The organism is Limnobacter sp. (assembly GCF_043511195.1).
Classification (GTDB): Bacteria; Pseudomonadota; Gammaproteobacteria; order Burkholderiales; family Burkholderiaceae_B; genus Limnobacter.
In genome coordinates this window covers 1,867,569-1,883,870 of record NZ_CP121330.1, presented here as the reverse complement: position 1 = coordinate 1,883,870, position 16,302 = coordinate 1,867,569, and the positions used below count along the sequence as shown (strand labels likewise).

Below are 16,302 nucleotides of genomic sequence, written 5' to 3'. Positions count from 1 at the left end.
ACTCAATGCGGTTTGGATTACTCAAACCAGTGTGCGCGCGCTTTCATAATGATGTCGCGAGCACGGTCTTCTTCAATTCCTGCAATTTCAACCAATTCATCGACGGCCAACTCGGCCAAACCTTCGCGGTCTGAAATATCAGCAGCAGCCAGCTTGCCAACCAGGTCGCCATCAACGCCTTCGATGGACATCAGGTCGCCTGCACCTTCTACTATTTCCTCGCGCGCAATGGCCTCGGTCAACAAAGCATTGCGGGCGCGGGTGCGAAGTGCTTCGACAGTATCGGCGTCAAATGCTTCAATTTCCTGCATTTCAGCGATTGGCACGTAGGCTACTTCTTCAAGGCCTGTGAAACCTTCCTCGATCAGAATGTTGGCCACTTCTTCGTCGACATCCAGCTTGCTGGTGAACAACTCACGCAACTTGCCGATTTCTTCTTCGGAACGCTTGGCCGATTCTTCGGGGGTCATGATATTGATTTGCCAACCGGTGAGATCAGAGGCCAAACGCACGTTTTGACCGCTGCGGCCGATGGCTTGCGCCAGCTCGGCTTCGTCAACCACCACTTCCATCACGTGCTGGTCTTCATCAACAACAATAGATTGAACGGTTGCTGGCGACAAAGCACCAATCACAAACTGGGCTGGGTCTTCGGACCACAATACGATGTCTACGCGTTCACCGCCCAACTCTTGGGTAACAGCCTGAACACGAGAGCCACGAACACCCACGCAAGTACCGATGGGGTCGATGCGACGGTCATGGGCCAATACTGCAATTTTGGCTCGCATGCCGGGGTCGCGTGCAGCACCTTTAATTTCCAGGTGACCTTGCTCGATTTCCGGGACTTCCATGGCGAACAATGCTTTGATGAACTCAGGTGATGTGCGCGACAAAATAACTTGTTGACCGCGCGCCAAGCGATCTACCTTCCAGAGGTAGGCACGTACACGGTCGCCTGGACGCAGGCTTTCACGGGGAATCATTTGATCGCGCGGCAAACGGGCTTCGATACGACCGCTTTCAACGATGGCATCGCCGCGTTCCATGCGCTTGACCTGACCAATGACAATTTTGTCGCCACGATCAAGGAAGTCTTGCAGGATTTGCTCACGCTCAGCGTCGCGAACGCGCTGCAGAATTACCTGCTTGGCGGCTTGGGCGCCAATTCGACCAAATTCAACGGGCTCAAGTTCTTCTTCGATGAAGTCGCCCATTTCGGCTTCTTCGTCATGCTTCAAGGCTTGGTCTAACACCATTTGATAGGCGGGGTCGTAGAAGTCTTCTTCTGTGACCACTTCCCAGCGACGGAAAGTGTCGTAGTCGCCTGTGTCGCGATCGATGGACACGCGAACATCCACTTCTTCATCGAAGCGCTTCTTGGTTGCGGAAGCCAATGCCAATTCGAGCGCACCAAAGACGATGTCTTTGTCCACATTTTTTTCGCGCGCCAACGCATCAACTAATAAAAGCAACTCACGGCTCATTCCAGGGCTCCTAAAACTTTAGATGGGGGACCAGACGGGCACCCGCCAAATCAGTTATTTCAAAATCAAGCAAGTACGGCTCGGCATTTTTTCCGTCGGGAGTGACCAACACTCCCCAGGTTTGCTCTTTGCCTTTTTGCAATACGCCTTTGAACTGTTTTTGATTGTTGATGGCCCGCTTAAACTTCAGGGACACCTCTTGATCCAAAAACCGTTCGAAATCTTTTTTGCGACGTAACACGCGATCCACGCCCGGCGAGGATATCTCGAGCCGCTCGTAGTTGACATTTTCGACGGTAAACAGGTGGGTGAGTTGGTGACTGACTTTTTCGCAGTCTTCAACAGTGACACCTGCTGGCGAATCAATCATGATACGCAACAGGCCATTGCCCTCACGCTCGATATCCGCAACCTCTAAACCCAGCGAGACAATCACGGCGTCGGCTTCCGTTACCCAGGACTCTGACCACACGCCAGACCATGAATTGCCAACAAACTCTTCAGGATTGATCACTTCGCTTCTTCGCCTTTACTAATTCGCTTGCTTCGTCTTTTAATTTGCTTCAAAACCGCCTTACCAAAAAAAAATGGGCCTGTAAGCCCACTTCATTTGAGACACCCTTTTTGGAGTGGGCGCTCAGGCAGCCTCAGAGAATAACCGAAACTGCCTTTATTTTCAAGTAATTTACAGCTTGGGGAACTACATGGTGGGGGCTTTCCTGCGTCTGCGCTGCTGCGGTTTCTGGGGCGCGCCGTTTCCGGCTTCGTTGCCTCGACCTGGACCACCCCCTGCTGAAGGCCCACCAGTGCGGGCACCTGCGCCACGTGGCCCGGCGGGTCGCTTTCCCGCACCTGCAAATTTACCGGCAGGCGCACTGGCGTTGCCATTGGCACCCGCCCTGTTGCCATTGCGGTCACCACCATTTCCACGGCGAGCAGAGCCGCCGGCAGATGACAAATTGTTCTGATTGCTCAAAGCCGCCGCCGCTGTCGCACCGGAAACCGTGAGGTAGGTTTGTGTGGGCGTGGTGAAGGCAAGGCCTGGATCAATCAAGGGCTGACCATTGCGGCGTTTGTTGTTTTTCGAGCCAATGTTCTTTTTGTCACGGCGAATGGCCCCTTCTTGGGCGGACTCATCCACCTTCAAGCCCAGGGACTGCATGTACGACATGGCTTCAAGCGCTTCCATTTCCATGTGACGACCACGCTTGAGCGTGGAAGGCATCAAAATGTCACCAAACCGGGTGCGGATCAGACGGCTCACGGTAAGTTTGCAGGCCTCGAACATTCGGCGAACCTCTCGGTTGCGCCCTTCTTTCAAACCGACCTTGTACCAGCGATTGGCGCCCTCGCCGCCTGCGGCATCGACGTAGAGAAACTTGGCAGGGCCATCGTCAAGTTGAATACCTGTCAGCAATTGCTGGCGTTGTTCTTCGGTCAATTCGCCAAGAATACGCACTGCATATTCACGCTGAACTTCATAGCGGGGGTGCATTAAACGGTTGGCCAACTCGCCCGAGGACGTGAACAACAACAGGCCTTCGGTGTTGAAGTCGAGACGGCCTACCGCAATCCACTTGCCATTGGATATTTTGGGTAACTTCTGAAATACGGTGGCTCGACCCTGGGGATCGTCCATTGAGACAATTTCGCCTGCGGGCTTGTGATAAATGAGCACGCGTGGAGGCTTGGATTTGTTTTTACGCTGGATCAGCTTGCCGTTCACACGGACCTGATCGGTGGGCAACACCCGCTGCCCCAAATGGGCAGGCTCAGCATTGACCGAAACCCGGCCAGCAACAATCAGTTCTTCCATTTCACGGCGGGAACCCATGCCGGAATCGGCCAGCACCTTGTGCAACTTGGGCGCCAACTCGGGATCGAGCCGCACATTCAATTTGCTGCGATTCTTGCCTGCGCCACCATTTTCTTCAGACTTCAGCCCTTCAACCTGATTCAGTACTTCGCCCCACTCCATGTCGTGGCTCTCGCTGTCGACACTGACAATGACTTGCTCAGGAATCGGGTTGGTATCGAGTGTTTCAGTTGCTTTGCGCTTGTTGGTTCTCATCGTTTTCCGCTGTATCACTGTCATCCACATCAAATGGAATGACTTTTTGTAACTCATCAGCCAGCTGCTGGTCTTTTTCATCGTCCAGTGCAGGCAAATCGCTTAGGCTGACCAAATTAAGGTCGGCTAAAAACTGGGGCGTTGTGGCCCAAAGTGCTGGGCGCCCCGGTGCATCGCGGTGACCGATTGACTCGATCCAGCCGCGATCTTCAAGTGCTTTCATGACCTGGGTAGACACAGTGACACCACGAATGGATTCGATGTCGCCCCGGGTAACCGGCTGCTTGTAGGCAATAATTGCCAAGGTTTCCATGGTAGCCCTTGAGTATTTCGGGGGCTTTTCAGGATTCATTTGCTCAAGGTAACGTTTAACGTCATCTCGGGTTTGAAAGCGCCATCCGGTTTTAACCTGCACCAGCTCCAAACCCTTGTGGGTCCAGTCGCGGCGGATGTCTTCCAATAGCGTTGTAACCACTGAGGCGTCGATGGCATCGTCGAACAGACGCATCAATTCTTTGACCGCAATGGGCTCAACCGAACACAGCAGAGCTGCTTCTAATATGTTTTTAGCGCGCTGGGGATCCATCCAGGCGGACTCACTTTAAGAAATTCAGGTGTTGATAGGGAAATAGTGCCGATTGGTCCTGCAGGCCGAGGTGGCTGTTGCCAGCGGGGTGCAGGGGCGCAGCGTGAAACGAGTTGCGCGACGGGCATTTTATAAACCGATGGCGCATTGTAACCACGTTATCCACCGATCAGCAACCACTTGATCACACAATTAATTTCAAAAAAAACGGCTCACCTGGGCGAGCCGTATCTGAAAGTAACCCATGGAGGGTCGGAGACATTTACAGTGTGCCCCGATTCGGTGCGCTGAACATCCCCACTGTGGCTTACCCCGAGGCTTGTGGAACTTATCCACACTGGGCGGGGAAAACCTTCCCGATTCGCTGTGGATAAAATTTTCAGCCCGTTGATTTTGTGCAGTTTTTGGTTGTTTGATTAAAAACTGAGCATGCGCTCTAGAGACCAACCGCGCTTGCTATTTCAGCTTTCCCAACGATAGCCAACACCCGCTTGGCGGATGCGCTTCCAGACGGCCTCTTTTTCCTCATCGCTTTTGAACAACCACCCATCAACCTCGTCGAGCGTACGACCACAACCCATGCAAACGTCGTCGCCAAGGTTGGTTGAACAAAATCCCACACAGGGGGTATCGGCTTCGGGCCACACGGGCAGGTTGGCGTATTCAGGTTTTGACATGTTGCTACTTTAGTTGGAGTTGGGACGGTGTTGCTTCTTCAGGCGAATATAGAGCACTTTGGTGACGTGTGCGACAACCGAGCCATCGGCGTGGGTAATGTCGACCTCGAATGTGTGCAATACCTTTTCGCCCGTGGCTGCTTTGGACTTGATTTCACTGAGCGTTTGATCATTGACTTGATACACGCCCTTGACCAGTGAATTGCCTGGCGCAATAAAACGAATGTTCGCCTCTTGGTCCCACACATGGTAGTGACTGCCCAAACGCTTCATGAGCACAAGCATGAAGAAGGGGTCGGCCATGGCATACAGTGAGCCGCCGAACTGAGTTCCCATGATGTTTTTATTGCGGCGCGTGAGCGGCATGTGCACTTCAACTTCGTCGAAATTGGCGCTGATGTGATGAACATGAATGCCCGCACCGCGCAATGGTGCATAAAAATTCATGGCCCTGCGCATGAACTCGGGCTTGTTTGAAAGGTCTTTCAGAAATTTTTTAAACATTTTTTGCTGCGAATTTTTCTTGTGGTTTCAGTAGGATAAAGGTTTTTGAGGGGATGTTTGTGGGTTGAACTGCGTTTGTGCACTTGCACACAAGGCGGAAACCCGCTATAGTTTCGTTCTTACCAGACGCGGGGTGGAGCAGTCTGGCAGCTCGTCGGGCTCATAACCCGAAGGTCGTAGGTTCAAATCCTGCCCCCGCAACCAGCTTTATCTCCGGTGTATCAAAAAATTTTGGCACACCGAGCGAAAAACGAAAAAAACCGCCCAACAGGGCGGTTTTTTCAATTCTGATCTGACCATTTACATCAGTACTCACCACGATCTGGTTATTACACAGCAAACCTATAGCTTCACGAGCTTTGTAAATATTGGTAACCAGTACATCTGCGAAGGCTTTGTACATCTCCGGCACGCGATCTGCCGCTTTTTCAGCCAAAGCCTCTAGTTCAGACAAAGATGACAACTTTCCACTGGTGGCAAGCTGACTGGTCAAATACTTCTGCCTAGCCGCCAGAGTATTCAGTTGATCCACAAACAGGCTTGGATCAATTCCTTTCTTTATTCCGTTCGTTAAATTGGCAATTTTTTTGGTAACCGCAGAAAGCTCTTTCCTTATGTGCGTCACGGAGGGCTCAACTTTAGATCTTTCCTTTAGAGCAGACACGAATCTAGACCTTACAACTGGAATCAATGCCTCTGGTTTCAGGACAGACTTAAAACTTTCGATTACGATTTTTTCAATCTCTGTTCTCTTTACTAGGCTTCTGAAAGAACATGAATTGCGCCCAACATCCCTCCGACTGGCGCAACCATACTTACTTCCATTAACCAAGGTTAAATTCGCACCACAACTTTTACATTTAAGAAACCCTGAGAGCAGATACTTTGGATTTGCGCCATTACCGGCTCTAGGACCTTTAGAGGCTTTCTGTAAGGTCGATTTATGAGAAATCTTATCTTGGCGCTTTTTTACACGTGCCCAGAGGTCAGGATCAACGATTCTCAGATGTGGTACTAACGTTTCATGCCAGGTTTCTCTCGGCTGCCCTTTTCGTGTACGTTTGCCATTATCGGGGTTGCTCAGCCAAGAACCTCTCCCATAAAAATCCACACCGTTGTAGAGAGGATTATTAAGGATTCCAGAATGATCTTTAGGATCGCCATGAATAGTACTGCGTCTCCATTTGCCACCTCTGGGAGAAGGAATTCCAGCTTCATTCAAATGCTCCGCAATCGAGAGAGGTGATAGCCCTTCATCAAACAAGCGAAAGATTTGCCTTACAACCTCTGCCTCACTTTTATTTATTTCTCTTATGACCAAGCGAGTATCCCTATCTTTTCGATGGTCATAACCATATGACTTGCCACTCACTACTCCACCGCGAGACAACGCAGCTTTTTGCGCAACTTTCGTTTGATAGGAAACCATTTTGCGATGGTACTCATTGATCATGGAACCAAATTGCACGTATTGCATAGCATTTGGATCGCTAGAGTCGAAACCCTGAGGGGTTAGCACACTAACATCGAGGAAATTCATTTTTTTAAAAAATTGACTTTCATCACCAATATCTCGGTGTAAGCGACTCAGATCATTTGCCACTAGCACCTTGTAACCTTTATCTTGAAGTGCTTTTAGCATGGCCTGATACGCTGGCCTAAAAGTATTTGAGCCACTCATGTGCTCATCAGCAAAAGACTCAACTATTTCGATACCGTTTTCCGCTGCAAATTTTTCGCAGTTTCTGCGCTGTGCGTCGATAGAGGATGAATCCTGACGCTCTGTGCTGAATCGGTAATATGCGATGGCCTTAATCATTTTTTTGCTCCAATTTGGTTGTGACGTTTGTCGACATAAACTCATTAATTAAATTGTTGAGAAGCATCTCAACTACTAGGTTTTCAACAGACTCAAACACTGAGCTGTTACTTGCTGTTACTACGTCTTTTTTCATCGAAATTGCCCTGTGGCTGTTTTGGAGCGACGTATAGGCAACGACCTTTCACGAACTTGGCGTTTTCTGTCGAAAAACGTAAAATTTGAGCAACAAATCCTAGAAGTTACTTGATTAATACCTTTTAAATATCTGTTTTAATGTTTCTATATTTTTAGAATAAAACCACTAATTATTTTTTTATTTCAATCAATTTTCACCCACTTTTAGGGTGAGCAGCATCGGGTCCACGACCAAATAGAACAGCTTCCAAACAAACACCCTCTCTCAGGAAAACTATCTGTTATTTCACCCTGCTCAGTCTACTCAGCGAGCCACTTAAAGGACTTTTTTGGACTGGCCGTGCTGAAGTTTCCAAGCATGTAAGTTGAGAAATGTGCGGTTGCTACACGGTTCCTTTACAGGAGAAAAAATGAAAGCAACCCCCACATCTTCAAATCGTAAACTCATTGAAAAAATTAAAGAACTCTTCAAGATCAATAAGGCTTCAGTTGAGTCCGTCACAGCCAAAAGCGACGACAGCAATAGAAAAACCAAACGTTTTGAACCGCATGAGTTCGTCAAATATATCGAGCAACAGGAGAGCTTTTTTAAGCATGCAGAGGAGCTTTACAAGTGGAATGGACATGTATTTGAGCGTGTGCAGCATTGCGACATCGCGGACACTGCTTACAAGTGGCTGGTGAACAACGAATCGTTTGTTGCATCTGATATCAATGCGCGAGCGTGCGTTATGGCCTTGGTCCGGCATGTCGAACCAGTACCAGAGACTGATAAAAGAATCATTGCCTGCAAAAATGCGTATTTACGAATAGGCTCAAGTGGCATTGAAATTTTGCCGCCATCAAAAGAGCATGGAATACGGCATGTGCTGACTTGCGAGTACCAGCCGGAGCGAAGTAATACCCGTTATTTCGACAAGTTCATCATGGACACTCTTCCAGATACGGATGTTCGGAATAGGGTCCAGGAATATGTTGGATCCACCCTCGCCACTGGGCTATCACTCGGAAAAATGCAACTTTGGATTGGCAGTGGAGCAAACGGAAAATCATGTTTGGCGCGAGTGGTCAAAGCGCTGCATAGCAGTATCGCAGCGCTTCGACTGAATGATCTTGATGGATTCAGCCTGGCCGAAGCGGTAGAGGCCAGTTTGCTTTACTGCGATGAACTACCAACATTCGGTCTGCACGAAGAAACGCTGAAAGCGCTCATTACTGGCGAAACTTTAAGAATCAACAGAAAACATCGCTCGGCTATTACAACCCGTGTTACAGCAAGGATCATCGCAATGGGTAATGTGCTGCCTTCGATAAAGGACAGCAGTGATGGAGTGTGGCGCAGAATCGAAGTCGTTCCATTTGAACAGCGTGTTGCGCCCGACAAGATTGATCCATTTTTGGCTGACCGCATCATTGCAGAGGATTTGTCTGGGGTTTTGAATTGGGCGCTCGAGGGGCTATCGAGGGTAATGGAAAGAGGTTTTAGGCTTGAGCCAAGAATTCCCGCGGTAATGGAGGCAGCCCTACTTCGAAATCGTGCTGAAAGCGACTCGGTGTATGCCTGGCTCTTGGAAGAGCCAGTGACAATCAGTGATAAAGCACACACACCCAAAGGTATTGTTTATAACGAATATCAGGAATGGTGCAAACACGGTCAAGTTCGAGTCCTTAATATCGTCCAATTTTGGAAAGCAATGCGAAAAGCGATTCCGAATCTTGAAGCAGATCACCGACCACGGGTGAACAGTGGTACTCAAGTAGTTTGCTGTAATTTGAAACTGACAAGAAAGAATTGCTGAATATTTAGACAACCACGGGCGCGGTGGTTGTGAGCGCCTGTTGCGCTCGAATCGTGCGAAGTTAATCGCCAAGCTGGAATGGTGGGTCGCCCTACCCCACCATTCTGACCTCGAAATTTAGCTTAATGGTATGACTTCAAAACTGTATAGCGACACCTTGAAGGAAATGAGTGTGTCAATTTGTGACCCACTCCATCCCCGCTTCTTTAAGTCTGCCCGCAACCTCTTCTCGAATGCGTCTCGACAAATAAAAATGACCCTCACACTGGCGCTTGGGAATCCAGTCAACAGGTCTTGTGGCTTGGTGTTGATAGATTCAAGCCAATGCAATAACCGAAGATAATCAGATTGATTCTTACGACTACGCTCAACTTCAATCCAGAACCAATGGTCAAAATGACGAACAAGAACATCTGGCACCTTCCCGAATGCCTTGTTTAGATACGGACAATCACCCCTAACCAGTTCGTTCTCTGTCGTGAACTTACACCCAGCCAACCATGCAGAAATTCCGATTTCGTTTGATATGCAGCGGTGCCGGTAATATCCGATGCTGTGAGCCCTGAGCAGATCTTTTCCTGACTTTGCCTCTACCCCTGTTTGCCGAAGAATATCAGCACCACGCTGAGAAAGACTATAGACCAGGGCGCCATCAGGAGCCTTGGTCTGCAACAAAAAGCCGGACGCCAGAAGTGAGCGAATTGTGCGCTGTGCCATTCTCAGCGCACTACTGGTCACCGAGGCTGGCAGAAAATCTGGCGGCTGACCTGGATCGCCCCTTCGAGACGGGAGCCAAACAAGGCAAGCAAGGTCTCTTGTTCTAAGCCAACCAAATCGATTTACGAACTGGAGAATTTTTAAGCGGTTGAGAATGGCAACTTTACGTGGGTTTTTTGTGATCATGGCACCTCCTGTTTCGGAGGTGTAGCCACTACTTTTTACTTGGCGTTAGTTTGTTCGAGGGGGATGGAACAGATAAACGAACTGCAAAATGAAACCGTCAACGGGTTCTTTCGGGGCTGGACGCCCCTTCGAACCCTTGCCCCTGCTGGACGCTGGGCATTCCGGACAAAAAGGTCGCCCCTTTCGCCTTTCTCTGCTGACGCAGGTGAAAAGGCGCGGGAAACCCGCTTTTCGTGCTTGCTGGACGCCGCACTAACGCCAGTTGATTGCGCATTCTGCCCAATGCTGTCTCAAGCGGGTTTCCCGTGCCTTATGGCTTGGGCGACGGGCTGCGCCCCCAACATCCTGCCGACCCGTGGGCGGGTCTCTAGCTGGCTGGGGCCACTAGCGGATGTCGGCTCCCCCATTGGTAGCGCTGCCTGCGCGCATTTCAGGAATTCACGGCAGCTTAAATTTTCATGGTATAACGCCAAAATACGATTGAAGAAATATCCGGCCACAAAGAGTGTAAATATGAAAATCATCAATAATTTAACAAAATATACCGGTTTAATTTTACTGACGGGTTGCGCAACAGTTCAAACCCCTGCGGAAAGGGAGGCACGAGCATTTATAAATACAATGCAAACCATTCAAAACGCTCACGAAGCATGCAAAGAAAAAATTAAAGACATTTATCTTACTGAATACAGCTATGCAACTACAAAAATCGCTCCATCTAAGAAGAAGGAACCAGCACTATACAAAGAAGCACTTAATCGAAACACAATACTCACTCCAGATGAATCAATAGCATTCGGTAAATACTCTTTAGCAAATAGTGAATGTCTAAATTCAACGATCGATAGAATTAGTACAAACAACGCATATCTTGGCGAACCAATCGCAGATAGATTTTTAAGTTATCAAACTTTCACATTAGAACTTTTGTCCAGAGAAATATCAGTTTCAGAGTTTTTAAAAAAACAAGAATTCAAAAATGAAATTTTTCAATCTGAAATGAAAATTCGACTGGACAATTACAAAAACGACCTCATTGCTCGGGATCAGAGCGAAAAAGCAATCGAGTTCAGCAATCGCATGAATGCGATTTCGAAAGGCTTACAGCAAATGAGTAACCAGCTAAATGAGAGCCATAGAACCCAACTTGAGAGTTTAAACAGGGGAAACAATACCACTTGCGTAATTAATGGGAACATTATCAATTGCTTCTAAATAAATATTTATTTTGTAGTCTTTCGACGTTAGTACTTTGCGGCAATACCAATGCACGAAACTATGACTATTACGCTGGAGACTCTGTGCCTGCCTCTGGCGGTACATTTGGCTTGATTTTAGTGTGCGTGATACTTGGCTTAATTATCGCAAGTGCTCTTCGCTCAAAGGATGGACGAAAGGGGCTAGGCACAGTTTTAGGGATGTTGATATTCTTGTGCCTTGCAGCGTATGTTGGTGTTGAATTCACAAAAGAATATGGAAAAATAGTAGGGGTCGCGTCAGGTCTAGTGGTTTATTACATCGGCTACAGAATTTTTACTTGAAGATATTTTTTCAATAATCTTGCTTACAAATTACAATATCTATCAAAGATATCTAAAATCAATGCCAAAGCTAGGAAAAAAACGCCAACTACAGTAAACGCTGCATTTCTTTTCTGATCTGTCAAACTGAGATTGCGATCTTTAGGCAGTAACTTTAAAGCAATCCCAATCCTTACTATCAGTTCTTGCAACCTTGACAATCCGCCGCCATACACCCCTTCGCCATATCTTCCCTCGCCAAACCCACGCCCTCTTGAAGCATCAAAAAAGCTCTGACGCATGACACCGTATGATGTCATGACAAAGCCTAATGCAGAGGTAACCACCCAAGCCACAAACATCACAAACCTGAAACTTTCACACATATCCCTCACCGTTTTTAACTGTGACGAACCCGCCCCTCGAATCATGACAAAGGAACAGGTTGTCTCAAAGCATACTATTCGTAGTTTCGTTATCAAAGCAGAAGCCATACCCTAGTAGATTAATGTCAAATCCTGCCCCCGCAACCAAATACAAAAAAGCCCAACTTTCCAAAGTTGGGCTTTTTTATTTTCTTTCATTCAAGCCCGCAACCTCCTGGTTCTGTTCGTTCCCCAAATGCTTTTGATGATGGACGCAAGAAACGCCCACAATCCGCTTTCATTCGGTCTCGGATTTCCACCTTCAGAAATACGCTTCAGCTGACGTGAGTACCACAGTATTTCCATAATGCCCATTTTGTCGATTGCCTTGATTCCCGTCGAAATGGGGCGTACCTGATAATTGCAGTCGCGGCCAGCAAGCAGCGCTTTGGGTGCATCAGGATCGATGGCCAGCAAACGTGCCAAACCCACAATGTCGAGTGCACCCGATTGCAGTGCTGAGTTCATCCCCGCGTAACTTCTAAAACCACCCGTTACCATCAGTGGCGTTTTGACCTGGGCTCGCACCTTCTCCGCAAAGCTCAAAAAATACGCTTCGCGATTGGAGGTCGACGCTTTTTTGGTTTGTTCAACCACACCGCTCATGGCGGGTGCCTCGTAGGTACCGCCAGAGATTTCGATCAAGTCAATTCCAGCGGCTGAAAGGGTCTCAATGGTGGCCATCGATTCTTCTTCAGTAAAACCACCTTTTTGAAAGTCGGCGGAGTTCAGCTTGATACCCACAGGGAAGTCGGGGCCGACTTGACGGCGAATTTCAGAATAAACCGCCATAACGAACCGGCGACGATTTTCCGCGCTACCACCCCACTGGTCTGTTCGCTGGTTGTGATGTGGCGACAGGAACTGGCTGATCAAATAACCGTGTGCACCATGAATTTGCACACCGCCAAAACCCGCCTTTTTGCATATCGCTGCACTGCGCCCGAAACGTTGAATGATGTCTTGAATTTCCGCCTCAGTGGCCTCGCGCGGAGTGAGAAAAAATGCAGCCATATCCTGCCGAAAGGGAATGGCGGAGGGTGCCAAATTGAATTGGTTTAATCCCTTGGGCGACTGCTTGCCCGGATGGTTTAACTGCACCCACAATGAAACGCCCTCTTCCCTTGCGGCATTGGCCCATTGCTTCAATATTGGAAGATCAGATTCATCTTCGATCACAATATTTCCCGGCTCGCCCAAGGCTTTGCGATCAATCATGACATTGCCGCTGAACATCAGGCCAATGCCAGACTTGGCCCAGCGACGATACAACTCAACAATTTTTGATGTGGCATGGTTGTCATAGGTTCCAAGTGCCTCACTCATGGCTGCTTTGGCCAGGCGATTGGGTAACTCGACACCATTGGGCAATACAAATGGGCGATTCAACAAATTGGTTTCGGGTTGGGCAAATGGTTTCATCGTGTTCTCAGTCCTAAATTTTTACGAATTCCAGCATCCAAAAAACGTGAAGGCAACACATTGCTCATCATTTTCAGGCGGGCGGCGGCTGTACCTGCTGTGTAAGCAAGGCGGGGTTTGGGTTCTTGTGCAGCTTTCAGAATTGCATCGGCCACCACTGCAGGGTTTTCTGCGGTATCAACCATTCTGGCCAAGCGCTGTTGAAGTTCAATTCGAATGTCCTGATACTCATCCATGGGAAATTCGGCCTGAGTCGAATTCGCTTCAATGGCGGTTTTCATAAAGGCTGGCTCTATTACCGATACACGTATGCCCATGGTCCGAAGCTCGTGATCAAGTGATTCGGAATACCCCTTCAGGGCATACTTGCTTGCCGCATAAAAAGCCATGTAAGGCATGGGCAAAAAACCCAACACCGAACCGATATTAATGATGCGGCCACTTTGCTGACTGCGCATGTGTGGCAACACCGCGTTGGTGGTGCGCACCACACCGAAAAAATTGGTATTGAAAATGGCTTGAGCCTGCTCAAGAGAAAACTCTTCCGCACCGGCTGGAGACAAACCCCGACCAGCGTTGTTCACCAACAAATCTATTCGGCCTGTTGATTCAATGATTTGATTGACCAGCGCCGCAACGGATTCGTCTTTGTCGACATCGAGCGGCAACATTTCAAACGAGTGCTGCATGTCGGCACTTGGGCGCCTGCTGGTGCCAAATACTCGATAACCAACTGCTGCAAGTTTTTGAGCGGTGACCAGCCCTATACCGGAAGACGCACCTGTTACCAGTGCAACCGGCCCTCTGTTCTTGTTCATGATTTAAATCTCCCGTGGGTGCAAAATGTCAGTGGATTTCTGATCAGCAAGTTGTTACTATCAAAACGAAACTCACTTTACCCGCAATTTTAAATAAAGTCACTATCAAAATAGTATGGACAGTAAAAATATTTCGGATAACCCCTGCCCGATCGCACGAAGCCTTGCTTTTGTAGGCGACGCATGGAGCATTTTGATTTTGCGGGACGCGCATGCGGGCATTACCCGCTTTGACCATTTCCGCAAAAGCCTGGGTATTGCACCCACCATGCTGACAAAGCGCTTGTCGGTGTTAACGGAAGAAGGATTGTTGGAAAAGCACCGCTACTCCGAACACCCACCGCGAGAGGAATACTTGTTGACCGAGGCGGGTCGGGACTTTTTGCCTGTGTTGTTCATGATTGGTGCGTGGGGCCGCAAGTATCGGGGTGGCGGAAAGCTGGTGAAATTTTTTGACGCGGAAGCTGGAACAGAAATTCAACCGGTGGCGATTGATGAGTCTACAGGTGCAAAAATTGGAACTCGCCCGATTCGAATGGGATTTAGCGATGAAAGTTGAACAGAGGAAGAACACCGGGCGGCTGACCAAGACGCCATTCAAGCCTTAAAACCATAAGAATAGGCACGCGACAGCCATTTCTCACGGGTTGTTGCGTGCGAACTCTTGACCGATCCCAAACTGCTCACAGCGACAGGTTTGACGCCACAAAACAGGAGAATCGGATCAAATTTCAACCTGGGAAGGCTGAGCAATCGAACTTCGTGACCAGCAGCCTGCGCACCCTTCACGTATGTGTCTGAAATTGCGCAACACAAGCTCTTTGAGCCTGAAACCAAGCGATTGCGCGCATTTGATGGTTTTTACTTGATCCACTGTTTCGGGGGCATACACCCTGTAACTGCCCTTTCGAAGTGGCGCTTGTATCAAACCCAATTCTTCATACAAATAAATCGCCTTGCGGGAAGCACCAGCGCTTTTTGCGAGTTCACCAATGTGCATGTTCAGGCTCGCATTTCAATGTGTACCGAAGCCCAAAAGCTCCATAAAAACTCCGGGCTTTTTATAACCCATAATCTTCTTGCTTACCTCGGGTTTGGGCCCCAGCACCAGCACAGCCGGGGTGGCAAACACACCCAGCTTTCTGGCCAACTGTTTTTCAGAATAGACCGTGCCGTCAATCCAGTTCACTGGCAAGTCGCCACGAACATTAATCGCCACAACATCAAACTTGCTTTCGATCAATTCCCGGTTTGCACCTTGCGTAAAGTTTTCCTGAAGCAGATAAGCACAATAAGGGCAGTCGTCAAGATGAAAGAAAATCAACAGCTTTTTGCCCCGTGACTGTGCATCTTGAATATCAACAGGAATTTCAAGAAAAGTTTGTTTGAACCAATTGGGCAACTCGTAATGCATGGGCTTGGGTTCGATTTCGCGAGCCAAGGTTTGCGACGAGAACACCAAACAAAATGCAACCAACAAAACGCTGCAAATGGGGTGGCTTGCAATCAATTTCATAAGTGAAGTGAGTAGGCAATCAGTTCAATCAAACTCAAAACAATTGTTTAGAAAATCCCGTCAATCGCATCCACCACAATGGCTGTACCCACCGCAATCAACAGCAGGTCTGTGCCCAATTGAACATATTTGTGGTTCAAGGGTGGCACAGGCAAGCGAATACGCAATTCATTGGGAATGTCGTAATAGCGAACACCGCTGCCCAAGGCGCGGCCTTTTTGCCACTGTTTGGCTTGCCCTGGGGGCTGGCAACCATTGCCTTTCTTGGCCAGCCCGGGTGGGCACTTGCCTTTGGCGACCTGGCCACCGTAGTAATCCCGCACAATGCGGGTTTCAGTGCGGCCAAAGTTAAACGACACCGACACACCACCGTCTCGGCCAGAATCTCGGCCTTCAGCACGCTGGCCTTTCTCGTTGCCACCGCCATTGCGGTTTTCCTTTTGCCCGCGTTGTTCATTTTGTTCTTTGTTCTTGCCTTGGTTGCCGTTTCCTTTCTCAGGCTTTTCGGCATAGGCACTGCCGCTGGCGATCAAGAGTGCGGTGGATGCAACAGTCAAGGTGCGCAATATCGATTTAATGGGCATGGGTAACCTATAATTATGTGTAACCCATTAGTA

Annotated in this window: 17 protein-coding genes and 1 tRNA gene; 4 read left to right on the top strand and 14 right to left on the bottom strand. The window is 48.7% G+C overall.

Annotation, left to right across the window (positions count from 1 at the left end; genetic code table 11):
• Positions 1-17: 17 nt before the first annotated feature.
• The 6 genes from nusA to P0D43_RS08985 form a co-directional block, all read right to left on the bottom strand.
• On the bottom strand, positions 18-1,487 hold the full coding sequence (nusA, locus tag P0D43_RS09010; RefSeq protein WP_341237666.1) for a transcription termination factor NusA: 1,470 nt from the start codon (positions 1,485-1,487) through the stop codon (positions 18-20).
• A 10-nt stretch (positions 1,488-1,497) separates the two neighbouring features.
• Positions 1,498-2,001, bottom strand: coding sequence for a ribosome maturation factor RimP (gene rimP / locus P0D43_RS09005; protein WP_236550802.1), 504 nt, complete (start codon positions 1,999-2,001; stop codon positions 1,498-1,500).
• A 186-nt stretch (positions 2,002-2,187) separates the two neighbouring features.
• The gene (rluB, locus tag P0D43_RS09000) at positions 2,188-3,558 is read right to left on the bottom strand and encodes a 23S rRNA pseudouridine(2605) synthase RluB (RefSeq protein WP_394672241.1); all 1,371 of its coding nucleotides are present in this window, start codon (positions 3,556-3,558) and stop codon (positions 2,188-2,190) included.
• Positions 3,530-4,144, bottom strand: coding sequence for an SMC-Scp complex subunit ScpB (gene scpB / locus P0D43_RS08995; RefSeq protein ID WP_159568747.1), 615 nt, complete (start codon positions 4,142-4,144; stop codon positions 3,530-3,532). The genes rluB and scpB overlap by 29 nt, the downstream gene beginning before the upstream one ends.
• 461 nt (positions 4,145-4,605) lie before the next feature.
• The gene (locus P0D43_RS08990; protein ID WP_159568748.1) at positions 4,606-4,821 is read right to left on the bottom strand and encodes a DUF1289 domain-containing protein; all 216 of its coding nucleotides are present in this window, start codon (positions 4,819-4,821) and stop codon (positions 4,606-4,608) included.
• Positions 4,822-4,830: 9 nt separating this feature from the next.
• The gene (locus P0D43_RS08985) at positions 4,831-5,325 is read right to left on the bottom strand and encodes a YiiD C-terminal domain-containing protein (protein WP_394672240.1); all 495 of its coding nucleotides are present in this window, start codon (positions 5,323-5,325) and stop codon (positions 4,831-4,833) included.
• Between the two features lie 127 nt (positions 5,326-5,452).
• On the opposite strand from P0D43_RS08985, the gene P0D43_RS08980 reads away from it, so the two are divergent.
• Positions 5,453-5,529 (top strand) — tRNA-Met (locus P0D43_RS08980).
• On the opposite strand, the gene P0D43_RS08975 is transcribed toward P0D43_RS08980, so the two are convergent.
• On the bottom strand, positions 5,486-7,144 hold the full coding sequence (locus P0D43_RS08975; RefSeq protein WP_394673717.1) for a recombinase family protein: 1,659 nt from the start codon (positions 7,142-7,144) through the stop codon (positions 5,486-5,488). The two genes, P0D43_RS08980 and P0D43_RS08975, sit on opposite strands and share 44 nt — an antisense overlap.
• Before the next feature lie 548 nt (positions 7,145-7,692).
• Between P0D43_RS08975 and P0D43_RS08970 the strand changes: the two genes are divergently transcribed.
• Positions 7,693-9,081, top strand: a complete 1,389-nt coding sequence (locus P0D43_RS08970; protein WP_394672239.1) for a phage/plasmid primase, P4 family — start codon at positions 7,693-7,695, stop codon at positions 9,079-9,081.
• A 117-nt stretch (positions 9,082-9,198) separates the two neighbouring features.
• Here the strand turns inward: P0D43_RS08970 and P0D43_RS08965 are convergent, their stop codons facing one another.
• Positions 9,199-9,984, bottom strand: coding sequence for a hypothetical protein (locus P0D43_RS08965; protein ID WP_394672238.1), 786 nt, complete (start codon positions 9,982-9,984; stop codon positions 9,199-9,201).
• A gap of 63 nt (positions 9,985-10,047) precedes the next feature.
• Between P0D43_RS08965 and P0D43_RS08960 the strand changes: the two genes are divergently transcribed.
• Positions 10,048-11,199, top strand: coding sequence for a hypothetical protein (locus P0D43_RS08960; protein WP_394672237.1), 1,152 nt, complete (start codon positions 10,048-10,050; stop codon positions 11,197-11,199).
• A gap of 349 nt (positions 11,200-11,548) precedes the next feature.
• Here P0D43_RS08960 and P0D43_RS08955 read toward each other — a convergent pair whose 3' ends face one another.
• From P0D43_RS08955 to P0D43_RS08945, 3 genes are all read right to left on the bottom strand, one after another.
• A complete protein-coding gene (locus P0D43_RS08955; protein ID WP_394672236.1) occupies positions 11,549-11,824 on the bottom strand; it encodes a hypothetical protein in 276 nt (91 codons plus the stop codon).
• A gap of 264 nt (positions 11,825-12,088) precedes the next feature.
• Positions 12,089-13,351 carry an NADH:flavin oxidoreductase/NADH oxidase family protein gene (locus tag P0D43_RS08950; protein ID WP_394672235.1) on the bottom strand — a complete coding sequence of 421 codons (1,263 nt, stop codon included), beginning with the start codon at positions 13,349-13,351 and terminating at the stop codon, positions 12,089-12,091.
• On the bottom strand, positions 13,348-14,169 hold the full coding sequence (locus P0D43_RS08945) for an oxidoreductase (protein ID WP_394672234.1): 822 nt from the start codon (positions 14,167-14,169) through the stop codon (positions 13,348-13,350). The genes P0D43_RS08950 and P0D43_RS08945 overlap by 4 nt, the downstream gene beginning before the upstream one ends.
• 115 nt (positions 14,170-14,284) lie before the next feature.
• Between P0D43_RS08945 and P0D43_RS08940 the strand changes: the two genes are divergently transcribed.
• Positions 14,285-14,728, top strand: coding sequence for a winged helix-turn-helix transcriptional regulator (locus P0D43_RS08940; protein WP_394672233.1), 444 nt, complete (start codon positions 14,285-14,287; stop codon positions 14,726-14,728).
• A 165-nt stretch (positions 14,729-14,893) separates the two neighbouring features.
• Here the strand turns inward: P0D43_RS08940 and P0D43_RS08935 are convergent, their stop codons facing one another.
• From P0D43_RS08935 to P0D43_RS08925, 3 genes are read right to left on the bottom strand one after another with little or no spacing between them, the layout of a single operon-like run.
• On the bottom strand, positions 14,894-15,169 hold the full coding sequence (locus P0D43_RS08935) for a MerR family transcriptional regulator (protein ID WP_394672232.1): 276 nt from the start codon (positions 15,167-15,169) through the stop codon (positions 14,894-14,896).
• A 15-nt stretch (positions 15,170-15,184) separates the two neighbouring features.
• Positions 15,185-15,685, bottom strand: coding sequence for a thioredoxin family protein (locus tag P0D43_RS08930; RefSeq protein ID WP_394672231.1), 501 nt, complete (start codon positions 15,683-15,685; stop codon positions 15,185-15,187).
• Positions 15,686-15,732: 47 nt separating this feature from the next.
• A complete protein-coding gene (locus P0D43_RS08925; protein WP_159568571.1) occupies positions 15,733-16,269 on the bottom strand; it encodes a hypothetical protein in 537 nt (178 codons plus the stop codon).
• Positions 16,270-16,302: the final 33 nt, after the last annotated feature.

What these genes read in the sequence shown, in the direction of transcription:
- nusA (WP_341237666.1), bottom strand. Translation starts at nt 1,487, where the DNA reads ATGAGCCGTGAGTTGCTTTTATTAGTTGATGCGTTGGCGCGCGAAAAA.
- P0D43_RS08955 (WP_394672236.1), bottom strand. Translation starts at nt 11,824, where the DNA reads ATGACATCATACGGTGTCATGCGTCAGAGCTTTTTTGATGCTTCAAGA.
- P0D43_RS08975 (WP_394673717.1), bottom strand. Translation starts at nt 7,144, where the DNA reads ATGATTAAGGCCATCGCATATTACCGATTCAGCACAGAGCGTCAGGAT.
- P0D43_RS08985 (WP_394672240.1), bottom strand. Translation starts at nt 5,325, where the DNA reads ATGTTTAAAAAATTTCTGAAAGACCTTTCAAACAAGCCCGAGTTCATG.
- P0D43_RS08950 (WP_394672235.1), bottom strand. Translation starts at nt 13,351, where the DNA reads ATGAAACCATTTGCCCAACCCGAAACCAATTTGTTGAATCGCCCATTT.
- P0D43_RS08925 (WP_159568571.1), bottom strand. Translation starts at nt 16,269, where the DNA reads ATGCCCATTAAATCGATATTGCGCACCTTGACTGTTGCATCCACCGCA.
- P0D43_RS08960 (WP_394672237.1), top strand. Translation starts at nt 10,048, where the DNA reads ATGGAACAGATAAACGAACTGCAAAATGAAACCGTCAACGGGTTCTTT.
- scpB (WP_159568747.1), bottom strand. Translation starts at nt 4,144, where the DNA reads ATGGATCCCCAGCGCGCTAAAAACATATTAGAAGCAGCTCTGCTGTGT.
- P0D43_RS08990 (WP_159568748.1), bottom strand. Translation starts at nt 4,821, where the DNA reads ATGTCAAAACCTGAATACGCCAACCTGCCCGTGTGGCCCGAAGCCGAT.
- P0D43_RS08940 (WP_394672233.1), top strand. Translation starts at nt 14,285, where the DNA reads ATGGACAGTAAAAATATTTCGGATAACCCCTGCCCGATCGCACGAAGC.
- rluB (WP_394672241.1), bottom strand. Translation starts at nt 3,558, where the DNA reads ATGAGAACCAACAAGCGCAAAGCAACTGAAACACTCGATACCAACCCG.
- P0D43_RS08930 (WP_394672231.1), bottom strand. Translation starts at nt 15,685, where the DNA reads ATGAAATTGATTGCAAGCCACCCCATTTGCAGCGTTTTGTTGGTTGCA.
- P0D43_RS08970 (WP_394672239.1), top strand. Translation starts at nt 7,693, where the DNA reads ATGAAAGCAACCCCCACATCTTCAAATCGTAAACTCATTGAAAAAATT.
- P0D43_RS08965 (WP_394672238.1), bottom strand. Translation starts at nt 9,984, where the DNA reads ATGATCACAAAAAACCCACGTAAAGTTGCCATTCTCAACCGCTTAAAA.
- P0D43_RS08945 (WP_394672234.1), bottom strand. Translation starts at nt 14,169, where the DNA reads ATGAACAAGAACAGAGGGCCGGTTGCACTGGTAACAGGTGCGTCTTCC.
- P0D43_RS08935 (WP_394672232.1), bottom strand. Translation starts at nt 15,169, where the DNA reads ATGCACATTGGTGAACTCGCAAAAAGCGCTGGTGCTTCCCGCAAGGCG.